17 protein-coding genes are annotated in these 26519 nt (G+C 38.8%); 16 read left to right on the forward strand and 1 reads right to left on the reverse strand.

What is annotated here, in order from left to right; translation table 11 throughout:
• Window positions 1-176: 176 nt before the first annotated feature.
• The 9 genes from PFY09_RS00825 (at window position 177) to PFY09_RS00865 (ending at window position 13497) form a co-directional block, all read left to right on the forward strand.
• Window positions 177-2804 carry a beta-glucosidase gene (locus tag PFY09_RS00825; RefSeq protein WP_271161076.1) on the forward strand — a complete coding sequence of 876 codons (2628 nt, stop codon included), beginning with the start codon at window positions 177-179 and terminating at the stop codon, window positions 2802-2804.
• A 64-nt stretch (window positions 2805-2868) separates the two neighbouring features.
• Window positions 2869-4851, forward strand: a complete 1983-nt coding sequence (locus tag PFY09_RS00830) for an alpha-L-arabinofuranosidase C-terminal domain-containing protein (RefSeq protein ID WP_271161077.1) — start codon at window positions 2869-2871, stop codon at window positions 4849-4851.
• A 219-nt stretch (window positions 4852-5070) separates the two neighbouring features.
• Window positions 5071-6768: a ribulokinase gene (locus PFY09_RS00835; protein WP_271161078.1), complete on the forward strand. Its 1698-nt coding sequence runs from the start codon at window positions 5071-5073 to the stop codon at window positions 6766-6768.
• Between the two features lie 331 nt (window positions 6769-7099).
• The gene (locus PFY09_RS00840) at window positions 7100-7798 is read left to right on the forward strand and encodes an L-ribulose-5-phosphate 4-epimerase (RefSeq protein WP_271161079.1); all 699 of its coding nucleotides are present in this window, start codon (window positions 7100-7102) and stop codon (window positions 7796-7798) included.
• A 210-nt stretch (window positions 7799-8008) separates the two neighbouring features.
• Window positions 8009-9505 carry an L-arabinose isomerase gene (gene araA / locus PFY09_RS00845; protein ID WP_271161080.1) on the forward strand — a complete coding sequence of 499 codons (1497 nt, stop codon included), beginning with the start codon at window positions 8009-8011 and terminating at the stop codon, window positions 9503-9505.
• Between the two features lie 20 nt (window positions 9506-9525).
• Window positions 9526-10686 carry an aldose epimerase family protein gene (locus PFY09_RS00850; RefSeq protein WP_271161081.1) on the forward strand — a complete coding sequence of 387 codons (1161 nt, stop codon included), beginning with the start codon at window positions 9526-9528 and terminating at the stop codon, window positions 10684-10686.
• Window positions 10687-10689: 3 nt separating this feature from the next.
• Window positions 10690-12417: a sodium:solute symporter family transporter gene (locus PFY09_RS00855; RefSeq protein ID WP_271161082.1), complete on the forward strand. Its 1728-nt coding sequence runs from the start codon at window positions 10690-10692 to the stop codon at window positions 12415-12417.
• Window positions 12418-12503: 86 nt separating this feature from the next.
• A complete protein-coding gene (locus PFY09_RS00860) occupies window positions 12504-13085 on the forward strand; it encodes a Crp/Fnr family transcriptional regulator (RefSeq protein ID WP_271161083.1) in 582 nt (193 codons plus the stop codon).
• 58 nt (window positions 13086-13143) lie between these two features.
• Entirely contained in the window at window positions 13144-13497 is a 354-nt protein-coding gene (locus PFY09_RS00865) for a DUF4260 domain-containing protein (RefSeq protein WP_268054377.1), read from the forward strand.
• A gap of 5 nt (window positions 13498-13502) precedes the next feature.
• On the opposite strand, the gene PFY09_RS00870 is transcribed toward PFY09_RS00865, so the two are convergent.
• Window positions 13503-14189: an NUDIX hydrolase gene (locus PFY09_RS00870; protein ID WP_076396142.1), complete on the reverse strand. Its 687-nt coding sequence runs from the start codon at window positions 14187-14189 to the stop codon at window positions 13503-13505.
• A 541-nt stretch (window positions 14190-14730) separates the two neighbouring features.
• Here PFY09_RS00870 and PFY09_RS00875 point away from each other — a divergent pair.
• The 7 genes from PFY09_RS00875 (at window position 14731) to fsa (ending at window position 26516) form a co-directional block, all read left to right on the forward strand.
• Window positions 14731-17100, forward strand: a complete 2370-nt coding sequence (locus PFY09_RS00875) for a glycoside hydrolase family 127 protein (protein ID WP_271161084.1) — start codon at window positions 14731-14733, stop codon at window positions 17098-17100.
• A gap of 206 nt (window positions 17101-17306) precedes the next feature.
• Window positions 17307-19220, forward strand: a complete 1914-nt coding sequence (locus tag PFY09_RS00880) for a sialate O-acetylesterase (protein WP_271161085.1) — start codon at window positions 17307-17309, stop codon at window positions 19218-19220.
• Between the two features lie 123 nt (window positions 19221-19343).
• A complete protein-coding gene (locus PFY09_RS00885; protein ID WP_271161086.1) occupies window positions 19344-20798 on the forward strand; it encodes an MFS transporter in 1455 nt (484 codons plus the stop codon).
• A 286-nt stretch (window positions 20799-21084) separates the two neighbouring features.
• Entirely contained in the window at window positions 21085-22206 is a 1122-nt protein-coding gene (locus PFY09_RS00890) for an endo-1,4-beta-xylanase (protein WP_271161087.1), read from the forward strand.
• A 182-nt stretch (window positions 22207-22388) separates the two neighbouring features.
• The gene (locus tag PFY09_RS00895; RefSeq protein ID WP_271161088.1) at window positions 22389-23363 is read left to right on the forward strand and encodes a glycoside hydrolase family 43 protein; all 975 of its coding nucleotides are present in this window, start codon (window positions 22389-22391) and stop codon (window positions 23361-23363) included.
• Between the two features lie 169 nt (window positions 23364-23532).
• Window positions 23533-25563, forward strand: a complete 2031-nt coding sequence (locus PFY09_RS00900; RefSeq protein ID WP_271161089.1) for an alpha-glucuronidase — start codon at window positions 23533-23535, stop codon at window positions 25561-25563.
• Between the two features lie 299 nt (window positions 25564-25862).
• Window positions 25863-26516, forward strand: coding sequence for a fructose-6-phosphate aldolase (gene fsa / locus PFY09_RS00905; protein ID WP_271161090.1), 654 nt, complete (start codon window positions 25863-25865; stop codon window positions 26514-26516).
• Window positions 26517-26519: the final 3 nt, after the last annotated feature.

Raw genomic sequence — 26519 nt, forward strand, 5'->3', positions numbered from 1 at the left:
AAGCCATCATCAGTATAATATTTTGATGGCTTTGTTTTCTCCGATAAAAAAAAAAATAAGTGTTTTTTTTACATTTATTTAACGGAGAATATTATATTTGTTTTCATTACAAAATTCTTAATTGGATGATGTAATAATTAAAGATTTCTAACCATAAAATATTTTGTTTTGATTAAATGAAAAAACTCCTGTTCAATATATCAATCGTAATCTCTGCTTTCTCTTACGCACAGAATTTTAAATATCCTTTCCAAAACCCGGATCTTCCGGTAGAACAAAGAATCGAAAATCTGCTCAGGTTATTAACGGTTGATGAAAAAATCGGTATGATGATGGATAATTCCAAAGCAGTTCCCAGGCTGGAAATTCCCGGTTATGGTTGGTGGAATGAGGCGCTTCACGGTGTTGCAAGAGCAGGAACCGCAACGGTTTTTCCTCAGGCAATCGGAATGGCTGCAGCGTGGGATGTTCAGGAACATCTCAAAACTTTTGAAATGATTTCCGACGAAGCGAGAGCAAAATACAACAGATCTTTTGATGAGTCTCAAAAAACCGGACGTTATGAAGGTTTGACGTTCTGGACTCCGAACATCAATATTTTCCGTGATCCGAGATGGGGAAGAGGTCAGGAAACCTATGGCGAAGATCCGTATCTGACTTCTGTACTGGGCGTTGCAGCCGTAAAAGGTCTTCAGGGAAATGATCCGAAATATTTTAAAACCCATGCCTGCGCAAAACACTTCGCTGTACACAGCGGTCCCGAATGGAACAGGCATTCGTACAACGCAGAAGTTTCCAGACGAGATTTGTATGAAACTTATCTTCCGGCTTTCAAAGCCTTGGTTTTAGAGGGAAATGTAAGGGAAGTGATGTGTGCGTACAATGCGTTCGATGGTCAGCCTTGCTGTGCGAACAATACTTTATTGACAGAAATTCTCCGCGGAAAATGGAACTACGACGGAATGGTCGTTTCCGATTGCTGGGCTTTGGCAGATTTCTATCAGAAGCAATACCATGGAACACATCCCGACGAGAAAAGCACCGCTGCAGATGCCCTGAAACACTCCACAGATTTAGAATGTGGTGACACCTACAATAATTTAAACAAATCTTTAGCAAGCGGATTGATTACAGAAAAAGACTTGGATGTTTCTATGCGCAGAATTCTGAAAGGTTGGTTTGAGCTCGGAATGCTCGATCCTAAATCTTCCGTTCACTGGAACTCCATTCCATATTCGGTTGTGGATTCTGAAGAGCATCAAAAACAGGCTTTAAAAATGGCTCAGAAATCAATTGTATTGATGAAAAATGAGAAGAATGTTTTGCCTTTGAATAAAAACATCAAAAAAATCGCAGTCGTTGGTCCAAATGCAGATGACGGACTGATGCAGTTGGGAAATTATAACGGAACACCTTCATCTATTGTAACAATTTTAGATGGAATTAAAACCAAATTTCCTAATGTTGAAATTATTTATGAAAAAGGGACCGAAGTTGCCGATCCATCTTCCAGAACTTCGCTTTATCAGAATTTTTTAAGCCGGAGAAACGGTGAAAAAGGAATGAAAGTAGCGTTTTTCAACAATAATGAATTCAAAGGAACTCCGGCTAATATTTCAGTCAATAAAAACGGAATCAATTACAACAGTTTCGGCGGAACCCAGCTTGCTCCCAATGTGGGAAGGGAAAATACATCGGCAATTATTTCCGGCGTTTTCAAAAGTTCTTACACCGGCGATGTCATTCTTTCACCTTCAACATCCGATATTTACACACTTTTTGTTGACGGAAAAGAAATCGCCACAAGAAAAGGTCCCGATGCAAGGCATCCTTCGGAATTTCCTGTGAAAATGGAAAAAGGTAAAGAATATCAAATTGAATTACGTCACACCCAAAAAGGAAAATATGTAAGCATCACTTTCGATGTATACAGAAAAGATCCGGTCAATTTTGTTGCCGTTAGAGAAAAAGTGAAAAATGCAGAGGTCATTATTTTTGCAGGCGGACTTTCGCCAAGTCTGGAAGGTGAAGAAATGATGGTGAATGCAGAAGGCTTCAAAGGCGGCGATAAAACGTCCATTGATTTACCGAAAGTTCAGCGTGATTTATTAGCTGAATTGCGCAAGACAGGAAAACCAGTCGTTTTTGTGCTTTGTACAGGAAGTTCATTAGGTTTAGCGCAGGACGAAAAAAATTATGATGCTTTACTGAATGCATGGTATGGCGGACAATCGGGCGGAACGGCGGTTGCAGATGTTCTGGCGGGAGATTACAATCCGGCGGGAAGATTGCTTATTACATTCTACAAAAATCTGGAACAGCTCGATAATAATCTTTCTAAAACAGCTAAACATAAGGGTTTTGAAAACTATGATATGCAGGGAAGAACCTACCGTTATATGACCGAAAAACCATTGTACACATTTGGACATGGGCTGAGTTATTCGGAGTTTGTTTATGGAAATGCTTATTTGGATAAAAATTCTCTCCAATCCAATGAAAATGTAACGATTACAGTTCCTGTTACCAATAATTCGGAAAGAGATGGTGAGGAAGTGATTCAGGTGTATGTGAAAAGAAATAATGATGCTTTGGCGCCAGTAAAGACTTTACGGTCATTTGAAAGAACCCTGATTAAATCTAAAGAAACAAAAAATATCCGGTTAACTATTTCTAATGATTCTTTCAAATTTTATGATGAAAAAGTAGATGATCTGGCTCCAAAAGCAGGAGATTACACCATTTTCTACGGCGGAACTTCTGATGAATCAGGATTAAAAAGTATTCAAATGAAAGTTAATTAATCAGCCTTCAGCCTACAAAACCTATAAGGTTTATCAATCAAAATTCAACTTTTCAACTCAAAAAATGAAAACGAAAATCAAAATATTCGTCACCGCATTTTCTCTAAGCATAGCTTTCCTTTCAGCACAAAATGGGAAGGTTAAAAAGCACGTTCTCGATTTGGACGGAACCTCAACCAACATCAAAATCCAGCCAACGATGTACGGAATTTTTTTCGAGGACATCAACTTTGCTGCAGACGGAGGATTGTATGCCGAACTCATCAAAAACCGAAGCTTCGAGTTCGACGAACCTTTGACAGGCTGGAAGCAATCCAATACCAAAACGCTTTCACCCAACTTGGATTCCGGATTTTTGACAATTATAACCGACAAATCCAAAACCAATAAAAATTTCGCAAGACTCACTGTTTGGAACGAAGAAAATTATGTTTTGGAAAACGAAGGTTTCCGGGGAATTGGATTGCATCAGGGTGAAAAGTATGATTTTAGTTTCAATTTAGAAAACGTTTCAGGAAATATTTCTGCGGTCAATACAAAACTGATTGATGAAAACGGAATGGTGATCTCTTCTGCCTCATCCATAATCAAAGGAGCAGGATGGCAAAAATACAGCACCGTTTTTATACCTTCCAAAAACATTGAAAAGGCTAAACTTCAAATCACTTTTACAGGAAAGGGCGTTGTGAATATGGATATGATTTCTTTATTTCCGCAAAACACATGGAAAGGAAGAAAAGGCGGTTTACGGAAGGATTTGGTTCAGAAATTATATGATTTACAACCCGGGTTTTTACGTTTTCCCGGCGGATGTATTGTTGAAGGTCGAACGTTGGCAGAACGTTATCAATGGAAAAAAACAATCGGAAAAGTGGAAGACCGTGAAAATTTGATTAATAAGTGGAACAATGGTTTTGCTCATCGTTTAAATCCGGATTACTGGCAGTCTTTCGGTCTTGGCTTTTTTGAATATTTCCAGTTGGCTGAAGATCTGGGAGCAGAGCCGCTTCCGATTCTGAGTTGCGGAATGGCATGCCAGTTCAACACGGCGGAACTTGTAAAAATGGAAGATTTAGATCCTTATGTTCAGGATGCTTTAGATTTAATTGAATTTGCAAACGGAGATTCCAATACGAAATGGGGTAAAATCCGTGCTGAAATGGGACATTCGAAACCTTTTAACATGAAATTCATTGGTGTAGGAAACGAACAATGGGGAGCAGATTATATCGAGCGTTACAAAGTTTTTGAAAAAGCAATTCACACCAAATATCCTGATATTAAAATTATTTCTGGAAGCGGACCTTCTCCCGATGGCGAATTTTTCGATTACGGCTGGAAAGAACTTAAAAAACTGAACGCGCAGGTTGTGGATGAGCATTATTATAATTCTCCAGAATGGTTTATGAAAAACGCCGGAAGATATGATGAATACGACCGTTCAGGACCTAAGGTTTTTGCTGGGGAATACGCCGCACAATCGGTGGGTGTTGTAAAGCCAGACAATAAAAATAACTGGCTGACCGCACTTTCCGAAGCGGCCTTTATGACCGGACTGGAGCGCAATGCCGATGTTGTAACCATGACTTCTTACGCACCGCTTTTCGCCCATGCAGACGGTTGGCAATGGACGCCCGATTTAATCTGGTTTAATAATCTCACATCTTATGCAACTCCCAATTATTATGTTCAGAAATTATTTTCAAACAATAAAGGAACAGATTTAATTAAAATTTCCGAAAACGGAAAGCCGCTGAAGGGCGAAAACCATCTTTATGCATCCGCCGTACATGACCTTGAAAAAAATGAAACAATCATTAAAATTGTTAATACGGATGATGAAAAAATGTCAGTTGAAATCAATCCCAAAAACATTAAAAATCCCAGTAAGCTCACCAAAATCTTACTGACTTCATCAGGACTTTCCGATGAAAATAATTTCCAAACGGAGACCATCACACCCAAAGAAGAAACGCAGACCATTAAAAAGGGAAAATTTTCATTAGAAATTCCGGCAAATTCTCTTGTTATTTTAAAGCTTAAATAGCTCCAAATTCCTATGAATAAAAGAAAATTTAAAATTAAGTGTAAATATTACATTTATTTAAAATAGAATCTTATATTTGTTTTATCTCTTCAATAAAAAACCGGAGAATTTGTTAAGGTAAATGAAATCTTAAAAGGAAATCTTTGTATAATATAATCCAATACATCCGTTATTTTAAAAAAGAGCCAAAACTATAAATCAAATAAATCACTTTCGTTAATGAAAAAGTACGTTATCGGCTTAGATTATGGAACAGATTCTGTTCGCGCCGTTTTGATTGATACTGAAAGCGGTGCCGAACTGGCAACCTCTGTAAGCTATTACCAAAGATGGAAAAAAGGACAGTTTTGCAGACCGGAAGAAAATCAGTTCCGTCAGCATCCGCTGGATCATATCGAAGGACTGGAAAAAACCGTTTCCGATGTCGTGAAAAAAAGTGGAGTTGCACCCGAAAATATTGTCAGCATTTGTATTGATACTACGGGTTCTTCACCCCTTCCAGTAAATAAAGATGGAATTGCCTTATCCCTTTTGCCCGAATTTTCAGAAAATCCCAATGCAATGATGGTATTGTGGAAAGACCATACCTCCATCCGCGAAGCTGAAGAAATCAATGATCTGGCGAAAAATTGGGGTGGCGAAGATTATACAAAATTTGAAGGCGGAATTTATTCCTCAGAATGGTTTTGGGCAAAAATTCTTCATATCAACAGAGAAGATGAAGCCGTAAAAAACGCAGCGTACAGCTGGATGGAACATTGTGATTACCTTACGTTTCTGCTTTCCGATCATCAGGATTTAGCAACATTCAGAAGAAGCCGTTGTGCAGCCGGACATAAAGCAATGTGGCACGAGTCGTGGAACGGACTTCCTTCCAAAGAATTTCTTGGTCAATTAGACTCGTCATTAGCAGAACTTCGCGATAGATTATATGATAAAACCTATACTTCCAACGAAGTTGCCGGAAATCTGAACGAAGAATGGGCAGCAAAATTAGGCTTAACGGTCAATACAGTCATTGCTGTCGGAACTTTCGATGCACATTCCGGAGCTATTGGCGCAAAAGTAGAAGAGAACACACTCATCAGGATTATGGGAACATCCACTTGTGATATCATGGTGGCTCCCAATGAAATTATTGGCGACAGAACGGTAAAAGGAATCTGCGGACAGGTCGATGGTTCCGTCATTCCGGGATTAATGGGGCTGGAAGCCGGGCAATCTGCATTCGGAGATGTTTTGGCATGGTATAAAAATATTCTCACAGAACCCACAATTAATATTCTGATGAGCTCCGATGCAATTGACGAAGACCAAAAACAGTTGCTGAAAGAAGAAATAGAAAATAATATGATTCGCCATCTCACTCTGGAAGCAGAAAAAATTCCACTTTCTGAAACTGTTCCCATTGCGTTGGACTGGATCAACGGACGAAGAACACCGGATGCCAGTCAGGAACTGAAAATGGCGATCAGCAACCTTTCTTTGGGAACAAAAGCACCACATATTTTCAAAGCGTTGGTGAATGCCATTTGCTTTGGTTCCAAAAAAATTGTCGACCGCTTCGAAGATGAAGGCGTTAAAATCGATAAAGTCATAGGAATTGGCGGCGTTGCCAGAAAATCACCATTCATCATGCAGACCTTGGCGAATGTCTTGAATATGCCGATTGTTGTGGCAGCATCAGATCAGGCTCCGGCTTTAGGGGCAGCTATTTATGCCGCTATTGCCGCAGGAATTTATCCCAACGTTCAGGAAGCAAGCCAAAAAATGGGCTCTGATTTCGAAGCTGAATACTTCCCGCAGAAAGAATATGTAGAACAATACGAAGAATTGATGCAGCACTATCAGATTTTAGCAGATTTCACCGAAAATAATATCAAATCTAAGAAAAAGTTGACGGTTGACAGTTTATAGTAATTAATTAGGTTTAAAAAAGCTCCGTTAGGAGCGTCCTGTTAATAGCAAATAATGTAAATGTTATCATCACAAAAAGAGCCTCGTAGAGGCGACCTGTTAAATATTTAAATTAATTAAAAAACCAATAACCATCAACCCAAAACTATCAACTAAAATGATTATGGCAGCTTTATCCGCCCTCCGTTCCCGCTTTTTTGTTACGCTTCGCTGCACAAAAAGAGCTCCACTCAGGTCGGGCTGCGATTGATTCGTATGATAAAACCCGAAGGGTTAAATATCAATAGCCATAGGTGAAACCTATGGATTTGAAAAAAATATGTAAATAAAAATGAGCATCTATAAAGAATTAAAACGAGAATGTTACGAAGCCAATATGCAGCTCGATGCCTTAAAATTGGTGGTCTACACATTCGGAAACGTAAGCGCCGTTGATCGTGACAAAGGAATTTTTGCCATCAAACCCAGCGGTGTTCCTTACGAATTACTGAAACCGGAAGATATGGTAATTTTAGATTATGACGCCAATGTGGTGGAAGGGAATTTAAGACCGTCTTCAGACACCAAAACCCATGCTTATCTTTATAAAAACTGGGAAAATGTCGGTGGCATTTCACATACACATTCTGTTTATTCAGTAGCTTGGGCACAGGCGCAGTTAGACATCCCGATTTTCGGGACAACGCACGCAGACCATCTTACAACAGACATTCCTTGTGCGCCACCGATGCATGACGATTTAATAGAAGGCAATTATGAATACAATACCGGAATCCAGATTCTGGATTGTTTCAAGGAAAAAAAACTGTCTTATGAAGAAGTAGAAATGGTGCTCATCGGAAATCACGGACCGTTCACTTGGGGAAAAAATGCTGAAAAAGCTGTTTACAATAGCAAAGTTTTAGAAACCATCGCCGAAATGGCGTATCTCACCAGACAAATTAATCCGAACGTAATTCGTTTAAAAGATTCACTCATCAAAAAACATTACGAACGCAAGCATGGAAAAAACGCTTATTACGGACAATAGTTTTGCTTTTGGCGAATGGCTTTTAGCTTTTGGCAATTGTCATCGTTCAATAGAAGACTGCGAACCCGAAGGGTTCAATATCAGTAGCCGTGGGTAAAACCTATGGAAAAAAACGCACAAATCCTACAGAATCCGGAGGATTTAATATAAATAACCGTAGGTAGAATCTATGGAAAAATAAAATTAAATATCATTTATCAATCATCAAATATGTTAACACCTCTCAATACCAAAGAAATCTGGTTCATCACCGGAAGCCAGCATTTATACGGTCCTGAAACATTAGCACAGGTGGCGGAACATTCGGCAAAAATAGTAGAAGCGTTCAATGCTTCGTCACAGATTCCTGTAAAAGTCGTTTTAAAGCCAACCGTAAAAACAACGGAAGAAATTTTCGAAACATTAACGGCTGCCAATTTTGCAAAAGACTGTATCGGGATCGTAACATGGATGCATACATTTTCCCCTGCAAAAATGTGGATTCGTGGTCTTACTGCATTGCAAAAGCCGATGCTGCACCTTCATACCCAGTTCAATCAGGATATTCCGTGGTCTACGATGGATATGGATTTCATGAACCTGAATCAGGCAGCGCATGGCGACCGTGAATTTGGATTTATGGTAAGCCGTCTCGGCAAAAAAAGGAAAGTGGTTGTAGGACATTGGGCTGAAGAAAGAGTTCAGAAACAAATCGGAGAATGGAGTAGAGTAGCAGCAGGCTGGGACGATTGGCAGGGTGCAAAATTTGCTCGTTTTGGAGACAATATGAGATACGTTGCCGTGACAGACGGTGATAAAGTGGAAGCGGAAACCAAGTTTGGTTTTTCTGTAAACACTTGGGGAATTGGAGATTTGGTGAGTATTGTCAATTCTATTGGAGATGGTGAAGTTAAAACTTTAATTGAAGAATATGAAGCCTCATACAGAATGGCAGAATCTCTTCTTTCCGGAGGTGCAAACAGAAAATCCCTCGAAGTTGCCGCAAGAATTGAGCTAGGTTTGGAAAAATTCCTCAAAGACGGAAATTTCAAAGGATTCTCGGATACGTTCGAAGACCTTCACGGATTAGAACAGCTTCCGGGAATTGCCGTTCAGAGATTAATGGAAAAAGGTTATGGATTTGCAGGAGAAGGCGACTGGAAAACTGCCGCTTTGGTTCGTGCGATGAAAACAATGGGACAGGATTTAGAAGGCGGAAATGCTTTTATGGAAGATTATACCTACCATTTGAATCCATCAAATCCATCGGTTCTGGGTTCGCATATGCTTGAAGTGGATCCTGTTTTGGCGGTTAACAAGCCTTCTTGTGAAATTCATCCACTCGGAATTGGCGGAAAAGCAGATCCTGTTCGTCTGGTTTTCAATTCAAGAGGAAATATCGATTCTTTAAATGCAGCTTTAATGGATTTCGGAAATCATTTCAGACTGCTAATCAACAAAACAAAAGCGTTGGAAATCACCGAGGAACTTCCTAAACTTCCAGTTGCAAGAGTGCTTTGGAAACCACTTCCGGACTTATACACGGCGGCTGAAGCATGGATTTTAGCAGGTGGAGCCCATCATACCTGTTACAGCGAAAACATCAGCGCAGAGCAGTTGGAAGATTTTGCGGAGATCGCAGGTATCGAATCATTAGTAATTGATGAAAATACAAAAATCCGAGATTTTAAGAACACACTTCGCTGGAATGAAATATATTATCGTTAAACTTGCAAAACTTCTAAAAAATGAGAAAAACAAGTATCAACCTGATAATTCTTTTTGCTGTTTTATGTATTTTCGGTTGCAATAAAAAAGAAAATCAATCAAAAGCTCAACAGGAAACAATGGAAAACATACAGATTTCAGATTACGGAGTAACGTCAAAAGGCGATTCCGTTAAAAAATATACTTTAGCCAATAAAAACGGGATGAAAGTGGAAGTCATCAACTTCGGCGGAATCATCACTTCACTTACAGCTCCTGATAAAAACGGAAAATACGAAGATGTCGTTTTAGGATTTACCCGGCCTGAAGATTATTTCAACGGAAATTCTTATTATTTCGGAGCGTTAATCGGACGTTACGGAAACCGGATTGCCAATGCAAAATTTACGCTGGAAGGTACATCCTATGACATCGATAAAAATGAAGGATCCAACAGTCTTCATGGCGGAAAAGACGGATTTCATACCAAATTCTGGAATATTGAACCTGTAAAAGATTCCAAATTCCCAACGTTGAAACTGACTTATACCAGCGCAGATGGGGAAGAAGGCTATCCGGGAAAACTGACCACAACAGTTTTTTACACTTTAACCGACGAAAATGCCCTTGAAATTTCTTACGAAGCGGAAACAGATAAACCGACTGTTGTGAATTTGACTCAGCATTCATATTTCAACCTTTCCGGAAATTTCTCAAAAACAATTCTTGATCACGAAATGCAGATCAATGCCGATAAATTTTTGCCGGTGAATGAAACTTTGATTCCGACTTATGAGCAAAAAGCGGTGAAAGGAAGTGCATTCGATTTCACAGCTTCAAAACCCATTGGAAAAGACATCAGTGCTGATGACGATCAACTGAAAAAAGGAAAAGGCTACGATCATAACTGGATTCTGAACGGAAGCGGACTGAGAAGTATTGCGAAAGTGTACCATCCCGAATCAGGCAGAGTAATGGAAATTTTAACTGATGAACCGGGAGTGCAGTTTTATTCCGGAAACTTTCTGGATGGAAAATTCGATACTAAAACTGGCGGAAAAAATGAATTCAGAACGGGGTTCTGTTTAGAAACCCAACATTTTCCGGATTCTCCCAATCAACCGTCTTTTCCATCTACAGAGCTGAAGCCGAGACAGAAATACCAGTCGAAAACAATTTATAAATTCTCAGTTAAAAAATAAAATATGGGAAATTTGGCAACTCTTGATATCATCATATTTCTTATCTATTTTGTGGTGGTTGCAGGCTACGGAATATGGATTTACAAAAAGAAAAAATCGGCGGCTTCGGGCAGTAAAGATTATTTTCTGGCGGAAGGTTCACTGACTTGGTGGGCGATTGGAGCCAGTTTAATTGCTTCAAACATTTCTGCAGAACAGTTCATAGGAATGTCCGGTGAAGGATTTTTTGTGGGAATTGCTGTAGCTGCTTATGAATGGATTGCGGCAATTGCATTGATTATTATTGCAGTATGGTTCATTCCGATTTATCTTAAAAACAAGATTTACACGATGCCACAATTTCTGGAAACCCGCTACAATAAATCGGTTTCCCTAATTATGGCTGTGTTCTGGCTCTTTTTATATGTCATTGTCAATTTAACTTCCATTCTTTATTTAGGTGCTTTGGCAATTGATACATTGCTGGGAGGCGACAATCTTCACATCATCATGATAGGATTGCTTTTAATGGCTTTATTAATCGGTCTTGGCGGTATGAAAGTAATCGGTTACACAGACGTTATTCAGGTAGCGGTTTTAATTATCGGAGGTTTTGCCACCGTTTATATGGCGCTTCAGATTGTTGATCAGAGGATTAACGGAGCGGCAGTCGGGAATGCTTTAACAGGTTTTCAGACTTTGATGAACGAAGCACCACAACACTTTAAACTGATGCTGGAAAAGCCGGTGAAGACCACCACTACTTTGGAAATGCCTGAAAATCTTGATGTTCAGAAATATGTTGTTTTACCAGGCTTGGCAATGTATTTCGCAGGACAATGGATTGTAAACCTGAATTATTGGGGCTGTAATCAATACATCACCCAAAGAGCATTGGGAGCTGATCTGAAAACCGCAAGAACCGGAATTTTATTCGCAGGATTCTTAAAATTATTTATGCCGATTATCGTAATGCTTCCGGGAATCGCAGCGTACGTTTTGTATTCAAAAGGGCATTTAACTGGCTTTAATGGCGTAAAAGATGGCGCTTATTCTGCAATCTTAGGATTTCTGCTTATTGGTCTGAAAGGTCTTGCTGTAGCGGCTTTAACGGCGGCAATCGTTGCTTCACTTGCAGGAAAAGTAAACAGTATTTCAACAATCTTTACATTAGACATTTATAAAAAATATTTAAAAGCTGATGCAACGGAAATCCAGATGGTGAGAACCGGAAGATGGGCGATCATCATTGCCATGTTTGTGGCTTTGGCATTTACCTGGACCGATGTTTTGGGAATTGGCGGCGAAGGAGGATTTACCTTCATTCAGAAATATACAGGATTTATAAGTCCCGGAGTTTTTGCCATGTTCCTTTTGGGAATGTTCTGGAAAAGAACCACCGGAACAGCAGCTTTGGTCGGTGTAATTTTAGGATTCGTTCTGGCAATTTTCTTCAACAGTTTTGCAGTCGATATTTTTGGGAAAGAAACCTGGTTATATACCGCTTTCACCTATGAAAAACTGGAAAACGGAGTTGTGCACACCATTACAGAAATCCCGTTTTTAATTAATATGGGATGGTCTTTCGTAATCACCATTGCAGCCATGGTCTTAATCAGTCTTGCAGGACCGAAAGTGAATCCGAAAGCATTCGCAATCGATGCAACAATGTTCAGAGTAGACAACAGAACATTGGTTTTAATCGTTGTAACGTTGCTCCTGCTCACTGCACTTTATGTGAGATTCTGGTAAAATTTGAATATAATAAAATAAAGACAGGATTCCGTTTTGGAGTCCTGTTTTTGTTTAACTTTAATTCAGCATTTAGAAAGAATTAAATGAAAGATTTTAATGAACTGATACAAACCCATTTTGGACCGCTGAATTCTCAGGAACTCTCTGTTATTCAATCTTATTTTAAAAAAGAACAATTAGAAAAAAATGAAATATTTACAAATTCGGGCGAAATTTGTCACAGATTAAGTTTGGTGAAATCCGGAGTTTTGCGTGTTTTTGCTTTGTCAGAAGATGGAAAAGAGATTACGCAATGGCTTTCTACGAAAGATTTTTTCATTACCGATGTGATGGGATTTTTCTTTAATCAACACAACCGATGGACAATACAGGCTTTTACCGAAGCCGATTTGCTCACCATCTCTAAAACAGATTATTTACAACTTTGCAGGGAATTCCCCAAATGGACTGAAATTGAGAAAAGATTTATTATTAAATGCTTTGCAATGATGGAAGACCGGATATTTTCCCATCTTTCCATGACCGCAGAAGAAAGATATAACCGGTATTTTGAGCAGAACAGAGAATTATTTCATCAGGTTCCGTTGCAATATATCGCTTCGGTTTTGGGAATGACGCCCGAAACTTTCAGCAGAATCAGGAAACGACAGGCAGAAAATTCTTGATTTTTATCAAGAGAACCTATTTTCTGTTGTCAGACATTTGTAAGATAAATCTCAGACAATGAAAAATCTCTTGCAGCTCGAAGAATTAGGACAATTTGGTCTAGCCGTTTTCCTGTTTACCCGGTTAGAATTTCAGTGGTGGCTTTTTCCGCTTTGCCTTTTGCTTCCGGATGTTTCCATGGTCGGCTACTTAATCAATCCAAAAGCCGGAGCCCGGATCTACAATTTTTTTCATCATAAAATGCTCGCAATCCTTGTTTTGATTCTCGGATTTTGGCTTAAAATTTCTATCGTAGAATTTGCCGGAATTATTTTATTCGCACACTCTGCGATGGACAGGATTTTCGGATACGGATTGAAATTTGAAGACGATTTCAAGCATACCCACCTTGGTTCAATAGGAAAAAAATAAACCGTTTAAATCTTAAACATAAACCCTTCCGCAAGCTTTTTCTCATATTTTGCTTCATCAAAACGATACAGAAAAGACCCTTTTTTAGAAGAAGTCATATCTTTACCCTCCGTTTTCACAAGAATATCCAGCGCATTAATTTTGCTGATGAAATTCCGCTTGTCAAACTGTTCATTAAAAATCGCCTCGTATAAATTTTGTAAATCTTTCATCGTAAATTTTTCCGGCAGAAGCTCGAAACCGATAGGTCTTGTAGAAGCTCTTCTGCGTAATCTCAGAACGGCATCTTCTACCATTTCGTTATGATCAAAGATAAGACTTGGAAAATCCTGAAGATCAAACCATTTTGCGCTGTATTTTTCATTGATCTGGATATTCTTTTCAATATTAATCAGTGCATAATAGGAAATTGACATAATCCTTGCCGTAGGTTCACGGTCAATCCGCGTATAAGAATTCAGTTGTTCCAGATAGATGTTTTCCAATCCTGTGAGGGTATTCAGGACACGGTGCGCTGCTTCATCGGAGGTTTCTTCGTTTCCTATAAATCCGCCCATCAAGGACCATTCTCCCATTTTAGGCTCAAAATTCCTTTGTACCAGAAGAATTTTAAGATTTTCGCCGTCGAACCCGAAAATAATACAGTCTACAGCTACCAAATGTCGTGGAAAATGAGAATAGTCTTGTGTCATCGATTATATTTTATACAAAGTTAATGCTTTTAGCCTTTGATTTTACGGCTTAATCAATATAAATGTATTTTATACACTTTATTTTACTTTTTATTTTGAATTTCTCAGGATTTCATCATCTTCCTTATCATTTTGGGAGCCATTTACACCTTCGAAACTTACATTTTATTCATCTAAAACATTAAAAACAGATGAATTTAATGTTAAAAATATGTTAAAATTAATTTTCCTTTCATTTTAAATTTACCCTAAAACTCCGATCAGGGCTTAGTCTTAAAAATACGATAAGCTATTAATATAAAATATCAGCGTTCATACTGTATATTCCGTATTCATTTTTTATACACGTAATTTCGCTGTATGTTTCTGATTATCGCTATTTTTCATAATCTTAATTTTTATGATAAGCTCCTGTTGTTTTTAATTTTTTTCTAAGACTTTAAAATAGACTTTTTTTTGATTTCAGTGGCTCATTCTGCAAAATTCTTTGTCATATTGATTCTTTCTTTTATTTTTAGAAATGTTGAATAGACATTTATTAATGAATAAAAAATCGCTGATAGTATTTTTAGGTTTAAGCGCATTTGCTTTTGGGCAGTTGAGCAAAACAGTCAGCTATTTTCCGCTGAACAAAGTCGCTTTGTCTGAAAGTATTTTCAGCAGGGCAATGCAGACGGATAAAAATTACATAATGTCGATGGATGCCGATCGTTTATTGGCTCCCTATTTAAAAGAGGCAGGACTTAATCCTAAAAAACTGAATTATCCGAACTGGGAAAATACAGGATTGGATGGTCATATCGGCGGCCATTACATTTCTGCTTTGGCTTTGATGTACGCTTCTACAGGCGATGCAAAAGTAAAACAACGACTGGATTATATGATCGACGAGCTGGAACGTTGCCAGAATCTTTCAGGAAACGGTTATATTTCCGGCGTTCCGGATGGCAAAAAAATCTGGAAGGAAATCTCGGACGGAAATATTCGTGCATCCGCTTTCGGACTGAACGACCGTTGGGTTCCTTTATATAATATTCACAAAATATATTCCGGTTTGCGTGATGCGTATTGGTATGCAGACAGCGAAAAGGCGAAAAAAATGCTCATTAAGCTTACCGACTGGATGGCAGATGAAGTTTCCGGACTTACCGATGAGCATATTCAGGAGATGCTGAAAAGCGAACACGGCGGACTGAACGAAGTTTTTGCCGACGTTTATGACATTACCAAAAATGAAAAATATCTAAAATTAGCACATCGGTTCTCGCATTGGGCAATTTTAAATCCATTGTTGATTCACGAAGATAAACTGACGGGAATTCACGCCAATACGCAAATCCCGAAAGTAATTGGCTTTAAAAAAATTGCAGATCTGGAACATAACAAAGAGTGGAGCAGCGCCGCAGTTTTTTTCTGGAATAATGTTACTCAAAAACGTTCAGCCATTATCGGCGGAAACAGTGTAAGCGAACATTTCAATCCTACCGGAGATTTCAGCGGGATGATTAAAAGTATTGAAGGACCCGAAACCTGCAATACCTACAACATGCTGAAACTGACCAGAGAACTTTTCGCCACTAATCCAAAATCCTCTTATCTGGATTATTACGAAAAAGCTTTATACAATCATATACTTTCCACCCAAAATCAGGAAAAAGGCGGGTTTGTTTATTTTACACCCATGCGTCCCGGCCATTACAGAGTATATTCCCAGCCGGAAACCAGTTTCTGGTGCTGCGTTGGTTCAGGAATGGAAAATCACGCCAAATACGGCGAAATGATTTATGCGCATTCTGAGAAGGATTTATACGTGAATCTTTTTATTCCGTCTGTTTTAAAATGGTCAGAAAAAAAATTGGTCATAAGACAGGAAAATAATTTCCCGCAGGAACCTTCCACAAAATTGATCTTTGATCTTGCTCCAAAATCCGAAGTTAACCTAAAAATTAGAGTTCCCGAATGGACGGATGCTTCGCAGATAACAGTTTCAGTGAATTCTAAAAAGATCAGTACTTCTGTAGATTCCGAAGGTTATATCAACATCAGCAGAAAATGGAAAAAATGTGATGTGATTGAGATGAAAATGCCGATGCATCTTTCTGCAGAACAGCTTCCGGACAATTCCGATTATTATGCATTCAGATACGGACCCATCGTTTTGGCAGCAAAATACGGTAAAGAAAATCAGACAGGGCTTTTTGCCGACGACAGCCGCGGCGGACATATTGCGCACGGACCGCAGATTCCTTTGAATGACATTCCGACAATTTTAGGATCTTCAACAACGGTTTTGAATCATCTTCAACCTGTTAATGAAAAAGATTTAAAATTCAAAATTAAAGGACTTTATCCTCAGAATAAATTCAGTAGCGGATTGGAGCTTGTTCCGTTTTACCAGATTCAGGAAGAACGCTACATCATTTATTTTCCTCAGGCAACTCAGGATAAAATCGAAATGATTCAGCAGAAAAAAGTCAAGGAAGAAGAGATCATTCGAAAATTGGATATTATCACAGCAGATAAAATCCAGTTAGGAGAACAACAGCCGGAATCGGACCATTTTTTTGAGAGCAAAGATGCCTACGAAGGCTATATGGAAGACCGGCATTTCCGGGATGCCAAAGGCTGGTTTAGCTATCAGATGAAAAACAAGGACAGAAATGCAGAATACCTTTATCTTCTCTATTTCGATGCCAATAGCAATCGTACCCTGAATGCCGAAATCAACGGAATCAAAGTGTTTTCAAAAGACTTCGGAGGGAAAACAGGAAGTTCACCACAATCACTATTGATCGCAGTTCCGGATTCTGAAAAAAATAAAGAAACACTTACCGTCAAATTTATTTCGGACGGGAAATCCTTCACTCCAAAAATCGTTGAAGTGAGATTATTAAAAGATAAGCCTTTTTAGCATATAAAAATGAATACTATAATTTTTTTGGCAGCTTCATCCGCTCTCTGTTCGCGCTTTGTCATGCTGAACTTGTCGAAGTGTCCACTCAGGTCAGTCTGCAAGAGATTAGGGCATAAAGAGTAATTTCACAGTATTGCGGAACTCCGCAGGAGTTCAACCTTAAAAAGAACAAAATACGCACGTAGCGTTTAAAATAGATAAAAATGAACCATAAAAATATCATCAGAACTCTCGCCTTTCTTCTCTGCATATGCTGCACTCTGCTTTTTGAAGCCAAAATCAAATTACCCGCACTGGTTTCAGACGGAATGATTTTACAGCGCAACCAGAAATTAAATATCTGGGGAAAAGCGGATCCCAATGAAAAAGTAGACGTTAAATTTCTTAGTAAAAACTACAAAACGACTGCAGACCAAAACGGCAACTGGAAAATCGTTCTTCCTGAACAAAAAGCAGGCGGTCCGTACACCATGACCATCAACGAAATCACTTTAAAAGATATTTTGATCGGCGATGTATGGCTCGCTTCAGGGCAGTCGAATATGGAATTGCCGATGCGCAGACTTACACCATTGTATTCAGACGAAATCAAAAATGCAAATAATAAGAACATCCGTTTTTTTACCGTTCCCCAAAAATATAACTTCAAATCACCTCAGACTGAATTGGAAGGAGGAAAATGGGAAGCTGTAAATCCTCAAACCATTCTGAATTTTTCTGGGGTTGCTTATTTTTTTGCTAAAGATGTAAGCGAAAAAAATAAAGTCGCGGTAGGAATCATTCATGCCAGTTTGGGAGGTTCTCCAATTCAGGCTTGGATGGATGAAAATTCCCTTAAAAAATATCCTGAATATTTGGATGAGGCTAAAAAATGGCAGAATGATGAGTTGATAAAATCAACAGAATCTTCGGAACAGGCATTAAGCAAAGCCTGGTATACAGAATTAGATCAGAGCGACATAGGTTTAAATCAACATTGGGAAAAATTTGATTTGAACGATTCGGAGTGGAAAACCATGAAAATTCCGGGTTCTTGGGAAGATATGGAAGGATCTTTTGATGGTTCGGTCTGGTTCAGAAAAGAAATTATTTTAACTAAAAATCAGGCAGGAAAAGCTGCATTTTTGAATCTTGGAAGAATAAAAGACGCCGATGTAACGTACATTAACGGAACAAAAGTCGGAAACGTAACCTACGAATATCCTCCGCGTTGGTACGATGTTCCGGCAGGAATTCTGAAGGAAGGCAAAAATATAATTGCGGTAAGAATTTCCAATGGAAGTGGAAAAGGACAATTTATTGCAGACAAACCCTATTATCTTGAAATCGACGGACAGAAAATAGATTTAAAATCCGAATGGAAATATAAAATCGGAGCAAAAATGGCAAAAATGGCACCCGGAACAACGTTTATCCGTTGGAAACCTACAGGATTGTACAATGCCATGATCAATCCTTTAATCAATTATAATATCACAGGAGCAATCTGGTACCAAGGCGAAAGCAATACCGGAAAACCGAAAGAATACGGCGATTTATTAACCACGATGATTACAGACTGGAGAAATAAATTCAATAATAAAGAAATGCCTTTCATCACCGTTCAATTGGCTAATTTTATGGAGGCGAAAGCGCAGCCGGTCGAAAGCAACTGGGCGGAGCTAAGAGACCAGCAGCGTAAAGTTTCATTACAGGTTCCAAATGCCGGACTTGCCGTGATCATCGATATAGGAGAATGGAATGACATTCATCCGCTGAACAAAAAAACAGTAGGAGACAGGCTTGCTTTGCAGGCAATGAAATTGGCTTACGGAAAAAACATCGTTGCAGACGGACCAGTTTATCAGTCAATGAAAATCAACGGAAATAAAATTGTACTTTCTTTTAAAACCGGAACGGATGATTTTGCTCCCGTTGTTGAGCTGAAAGGGTTTGCTATCAAAAACGCCGGCGGAAACTGGTCTTGGGCAAAAGCTAAAACCGAAGGCAGAACAATTACAGTTTGGAATGATTCGGTCACAAATCCTGTTGCAGTCCGTTACGATTGGGCAGATAATCCCGATGGAAATCTCAAAAACAAAATCGGACTTCCTGCATCGCCTTTCACCACAGAATAAACATTTAATTTGATTTTTAATCTTTGCTGAGAGAACCTTAAAAAAGATTAGCAGTCAAAAAAATCTTTGCGGATTTTGCGTTTAGAAACGATCATTTATCAATCATCATTTATCAATTATAACATGAACAATTCATCTCAAAAAATATCTGTCGTTGAAAAAATCGGCTACAGTTTGGGAGATCTAGCGGCAAATCTGGTTTTCCAGACTTTGGTGACGTATTTAGCTTATTTTTACACCGATATCTACGGGTTAAAACCCGAAGACGCTTCCATCATCACTTTGATTGTTGGTCTGATCGCAGGTTTCGGATTCAATCCGATGGTCGGTGCTTTGGCAGACAGAACACGAACCAAATGGGGGAAATTCCGTCCGTGGATTTTATTTTCTGCCGTTCCATTGGGTGCTGCAGCCCTTTTTGCATTCAGCACACCGAATTTTTCTTATCAGGGAAAAATGATGTATGCAGCGGCAACATATACGATTCTACTGTTGTTATATGCTGCTAATAATTTGCCTTATGCTGCGTTAAGTGGCGTGATTACAGGTGATATGGGCGAGAGAAACAGTATTTCGTCTTATCGTTTCGTAGCGGTGATGTTTGCGCAATTTTTCGTGCAGGTCTTTATGTTGCCGATTATTTTATCAGCAGGAAACGGCGATAAAGCAGTAGGAATTGAGATCGTAATGACGTGGTTGGCGATTATAGGAACCATAATGTTGCTCATTACATTTTTCACAACCAAAGAAAGAGTTATTCCAAAACCGGAACAGGAGTCCACTTTGGGAGCAGATTTAAAAGATTTAAAGAAAAACAAACCATGGATTATCATGTTGGTGGTTACGGCACTGATTTTCATTACTTTGGCAATGAAAGGAGGTTCCTATGTCTATTATTTCAACAATTACGTGGATGAAACTTCCTTGAAAAATTTCATATCACCAATTACGGCATTCTTCAGCTCCATCGGGATGAATTTCTTCGGTGAAGATCCTCGTTCAGCAGGTTTCGGGCTCTTTAATGCAGGCGGAATTATCATGATGATCATCGGAATTACCTTTTCAAAGAAATTTGCAGATAAATACGGGAAAAGGGACGCTTTCATTGCTTCTCTGTTCATTTCCACTTTGTTTATCGTGGCTTTTATATTTTATCCTCCAAAATCGGTAGGATTGATGTTCCTTTCGCAAATTCTTCACGGCTTTTTCTATGGGATCAGCACACCTTTGCTTTGGGCAATGATTGCCGATGTTGCCGACTATTCCGAGTGGAAAAACAACAGACGCGCAACAGCCATTATTTTTTCCGCCATGATGGTGGGGTTAAAAGTTGGTTTGAGCATCGGAAGTTCACTGGTTTCCTCTATTATCGGACATTACGGCTACATCTCTTCTGAAGGTGCGGAAAACGTCATCCAGCCGGAATCCGTAGCGAATGGAGCTCAGATGTTGGTCAGTATTTTTCCTGCCATTCCGTTCTTTGCAGCGTGTGGATTATTAATGTTCTACGAAATCAACAAAAAAAAGGAAACCCAGATCGAGCACGAACTCAAAGAAAGAAGAAAAAAAGAAGATTAATATGGGTTTAATGATTTGGGCAGCTTAATCCGTCTTCCACTCCCGCTTTTTTGTTCCGCTTTGCTTCACAAAAAGAGCTCCGTTCAAGCCGGGCTGCGCGATTCAGCATAAAACAAATTTTACAATTAAAGACAATATTGGACATTCTTTAGTTTAAGAATTTTAATAGAGAAAAATAAAATAGCAAAAGCTTCGTAGGAGCGAACTGTTAATAGCCAATATATTCAAGCCATTGAGCCTCGTAGAGGCGACCTGTTAAGTTTCGGAATAAATAATAAAATTAAAAATGAAAAAAATAGCCGCATTACTGGGAATTTTAATCCTGACCGTTTCCTGCAAAACCGCAAGTTCGGCATCCTCAAAAGATTCCCTGAAAGATGCTTTCAAAAATAAATTCTACATCGGAACAGCAATGAGCCTTCCTCAAATTAACGGTACCGATGTAAAGTCGGATGAAATTATCAAAAAACAATTCAGTTCTATCGTTGCAGAAAACTGTATGAAATCCATGTTTATACAACCGCAGGAAGGGCAGTTTTTCTTTGACGATGCAGATAAATTTGTAGAATTTGGTGAGAAAAATAAAATGTTCATCATCGGTCACACGTTGATTTGGCATTCCCAGTTACCAAAATGGTTTTTCGTAGACAAAAACGGAAAAGACGTTTCGCCCGAAATTCTGAAACAGAGAATGAAAAGCCATATTTCAACTTTGGTCGGAAGATACAAAGGTCGTGTAAAAGGTTGGGATGTTGTGAACGAAGCGATTATGGAAGACGGAACGTACCGCAAAAGCAAATTTTACGAAATTCTGGGCGAAGAATTCATTCCGCTCGCTTTTCAATATGCGCAGGAAGCAGATCCGAATGCCGAATTGTACTACAACGATTACAACGAATGGTTTCCTGAAAAAGTAAAAACCGTTACCAAAATTGTCAAAGATTTGAAATCCAGAGGTATCAGAATCGACGGCGTAGGAATGCAGACGCACGTAGGACTTGACACTCCAAAACTGGAAGAATACGAAAAAGCAATCACTGATTATGCAGCAGCAGGAGTAAAAGTCAATATTACCGAAATGGAAATCAGTGCGCTGCCTTCTCCATGGGGAACTTCTGCCAACGTTGCAGACAAAGTGGAATATGAATCCAAAATGAATCCTTACACCAAAGGATTACCTGAAGATGTTACCAAAGAATGGGAAAACCGCTATCTGGATTTTTTCAGGCTATTCATCAAACATCAGGATAAAATCCGGAGAGTAACACTTTGGGGCGTTACCGACAATCAATCCTGGAAAAACGATTTTCCGGTAAAAGGAAGAACCGATTATCCGCTGCCATTCGACAGAAATTATCAGGCAAAACCTGTTGTGCAAAAAATCATTCAGTTAACCAAAGAAAAATAATTATTAAACCACAAAAGGCACAAAGGAAAAATTGAAATAAAATTATTCAAAGAACAAAAAAGTGAAATGTTTATGACATATTCTTTTTTTAGCTTTTGGAAAACTTAATAAAAGAAATAAAATCTTTTGTGCCTTTTGTGGTTAAAAAATAAAATCTATCATCTAAAAATCTAAACTATAAAATGAACAAAGCAAAATACCTTTTCCCGAACGATTATATGGCAGATCCTTCCGTACATGTTTTTGAAGGAAAACTATACATCTATCCCTCCCACGACCGCGAAAGCGGGATCGAAGAAAATGATAACGGCGACCATTTCGATATGAATGATTACCATGTTTTTTCCTTAGATGATGTGGAAAATGGAGAAGTTACAGATCATGGTGTTGTTCTTTCTGTACAAGATATTCCATGGTCGGGAAGACAGTTGTGGGATTGCGATGTGGCTTTCAAAAATGGCAAATACTATATGTACTTTCCTTTAAAGGATAAGAATGATATTTTTAGAATTGGTGTTGCGGTGAGCGATAAACCTTACGGACCTTTCGTTCCGGAGAAACATCCGATAATGGGAAGTTACAGCATAGATCCCTGTCTTTTTGAAGACGAAGGAAAACATTATATGTATTTCGGAGGAATCTGGGGCGGACAGTTACAACGCTACAGAAACAATAAAGCCTTGGAATCTGCTATTCTTCCTAGCGATAATGAACCTGCCATTTCATCAAAAGTGGTAATGCTCAGCGATGATATGCTTGAATTTGGCGAAGAGCCAAAAGATGTTGTTATTTTAGACGAAAACGGAAACCCATTGCTTCAAGGGGATAAACATCGTTTTTTCGAAGCATCATGGATACATAAATACAACCGTAAATATTACTTCTCTTATTCAACGGGAGATACTCATTTGATTTGCTATGCCGTGGGTGATAATCCTTACGGTCCGTTCACTTTTCAGGGTGAAATTTTAACGCCCGTTGTTGGCTGGACGACCCATCACAGCATTGTAGAATTTAAAGGAAAATGGTATCTGTTCTTCCATGATTCTGTTCCGAGTGGCGGAAGAACATGGCTGAGAAGCATGAAAGTCGTTGAATTGGAATACGATGTAAATGGAAAAATAAAAACGATTGAAGGACTGGAAGGCCATCAGTAACTTCTACAACTTTGACAAAGTTTGTTTCTTAAAAGAACTCGAAGAGTTCAACAAAAGTAGCCGTAGGTGAAACCTATGGAAGATTAACGATAAAACCCGAACCCGAAGGGTTCAATATCAATTGGCGTAGGTAAAAAACCTATGGAATTTAAAGCAAAAATTTAAAATAATGCAACATTTCCGAAACTATATATTACTGTTTCTCATCATTCCATTCATGGCTTTGGCTGAAGACGGAAGTCAGTTGTGGCTAAGATATCCGGTAAATCCAAAGCCAAGAAATATTGTGAATTCAAACAGTAAAAGTCCTACCATTGAAATCGCTAAAAAGGAACTCAATCAACATTGGTCAGGACAGGTTGTTGATTTAAAGATCGACAAATTTCCGGAAAATTTTAAGGACGGTTACAGAATCATTTCGACACCGAAAAAAATCAGCATTCTTGCAAAAACAGATTTAGGATTACTGTACGGAAGCTATCATCTTTTAAATTTGCAGCAGCAAAAAACTAATTTCTCTAATTTGAAATTAGAAGAAAAACCTTCCTACGACATAAGAATTCTAAATCACTGGGACAACTTGGACGGAACGATTGAGCGTGGTTATGCCGGTCATTCACTTTGGAAATGGGAAGATTTACCAAGTAAGATTTCCCCGCGATACGAAGAATATGCAAGAGCCAATGCGTCCATCGGGATCAATGCAACGGTTCTTAACAATGTGAATGCTTCACCAAATATGCTTCGAGAAGATTATCTGAAGAAAGTCAAAGTGTTAGCCGATATTTTCAGACCTTATGGAATTAAGATTTATCTGTCAGTTAATTTTTCTTCACCAAAAGTTTTGGGCGGACTGCAGAATTCCGATCCGTTGAATCAGGAGGTTCAGAAATGGTGGAAAGATAAAGCCGCAGAAATTTACAGGATGATCCCTGATTTCGGAGGATTTTTGGTAAAAGCCAATTCCGAAGGGCAGCCCGGACCTCAGGATTACGGAAGAACGCACGCAGACGGAGCGAATATGATGGCGGATGTTCTGAAACCTTACGGCGGAATCGTCATGTGGAGAGCATTTGTGTACAGTCCGAGCAAAGAAGATCGCGCAAAACAGGCACATCTGGAATTCGTTCCTTTAGATGGGAAATCCAGAGATAATGTGATTATTCAGATTAAAAACGGACCGATTGATTTTCAGCCGAGAGAAGCATTTAACCCGCTTTTCGGAGCATTGAGAAAAACTTCTGAAATGGTTGAATTTCAGATTACGCAGGAATATTTAGGACAGGCAAATCATTTGGTTTTTCTGGCACCGTTATTCAAAGAAACTTTAGATAGCGATACTTTTTCAGATGGAAAAGGTTCCATAATTGCTAAAATTACAGACGGAACATTAAGACCTGCAAAACTTACTGCCATTGCTGCAGTTGCCAATATAGGAGAAGATACAAACTGGACAGGACATCATTTTGCCCAAGCCAATTGGTATGCGTTCGGACGTTTGGCATGGAATCACAATTTAACTTCGGAACAGATTGCAGATGAATGGATTAAAATGACTTTCACAGATCAGCAAAACTTTGTAGATCCTGTCAAAAAAATAATGCTGACTTCCCGTGAAACTGCAGTAGATTATATGATGCCGCTTGGTCTTCATCATATCTTCGCCGGAGGACATCATTACGGTCCGGAACCGTGGGGCGATTACAAAGGGGGAAGACCCGACTGGTCGCCGGTTTATTATCATCAGGCTAATGCAGAAGGACTCGGTTTCGACAGAACAAAAACGGGAAGCAATGCCGTTTCCCAGTATTTTCCGCCGCTTAACGAAATCTATGGTAACATCAAGACAACTCCTGAAAACCTGATTCTCTGGTTTCATCATGTTCCGTGGGATTACAGAATGAAAGACGGAAAAACACTTTGGGATGAGCTGTGCTATAAATATGATTCGGGAGTTCAGAATGTAAGAAACTATCAGAAAATCTGGGATCAAATACAGCCCTATATTGATAGTCAAAGGTTTTCAGAGATTCGGGACAAACTGAAAATTCAGGCAAAAGATGCAGTTTGGTGGAAAGATGCCTGTTTGCTTTATTTTCAGACCTATTCCAAAAGACCGATTCCGTCTGATATTGAAAAACCTGTTCACCAGCTTGAAGATCTAAAGAAGATCAAACTCAATATGGGACATCACAATTAATCAATCTATTTAATTTTAAACAAATAACTTCTAAATCTTTTTGAGACAGGTAGTTGTTTGTTTTATGAATTAAGTATGAATTTAACACTTAATTGATGGTTTCAACTTTAATGAATGTCTTATTTATTAATAATCAGACGTTTAATGTTTTGTTTATCATTCCGTAAGAATCTCAACAGGAAAATAAAGATTTAGATTCCTACAGAAATGATAAACTGACTGTTGATGATGGAGCAGTAATAAGATTTAAAAATCAAACAGCTAACCCAAAAAAATCAATAATAAATAAAAATCTACATATGAAATTTTTTATCGATACTGCCAATTTAGAGCAGATCAGAGAAGCGCAGGATTTGGGAATTCTTGATGGCGTTACCACCAATCCGTCTCTTATGGCGAAAGAAGGAATCAGCGGGAAAGAAGCTGTTTTGCAGCACTACAAAGAGATTTGTGAAATTGTAGACGGCGATATTTCGGCAGAAGTGCTTTCCACAACCTATGAAGAAATAATCAAAGAAGGCGAGGAGTTGGCGGGAATTCACCCTAATATTGTAGTAAAAGTTCCTATTATTAAAGACGGAATCAAGGCGATCAAATATTTTTCCCAAAAAGGAATCAGAACTAATTGTACCTTAATTTTCTCAGCAGGACAGGCACTTTTAGCGGCAAAAGCAGGAGCAACTTATGTTTCTCCATTCTTAGGAAGACTGGATGATGTTTCCACCGATGGTCTTAATTTAATTCAGGAAATCAGAACCATTTTTGATAATTATAGTTTCGAAACTGAAATTTTGGCGGCATCTGTTCGCCACGCGATGCATATCATTAACTGTGCAAAGATCGGAGCCGATGTGGTAACCTGTCCTTTGCCTCCAATTTTGTCCCTGCTGAAGCATCCTTTAACGGATTCCGGTCTGGAGCAGTTCATTAAAGATTCACAAAAAATGAGGTAAAAA

This window comes from Chryseobacterium gambrini, assembly GCF_027920505.1.
Classification (GTDB): Bacteria; Bacteroidota; Bacteroidia; order Flavobacteriales; family Weeksellaceae; genus Chryseobacterium; species Chryseobacterium gambrini.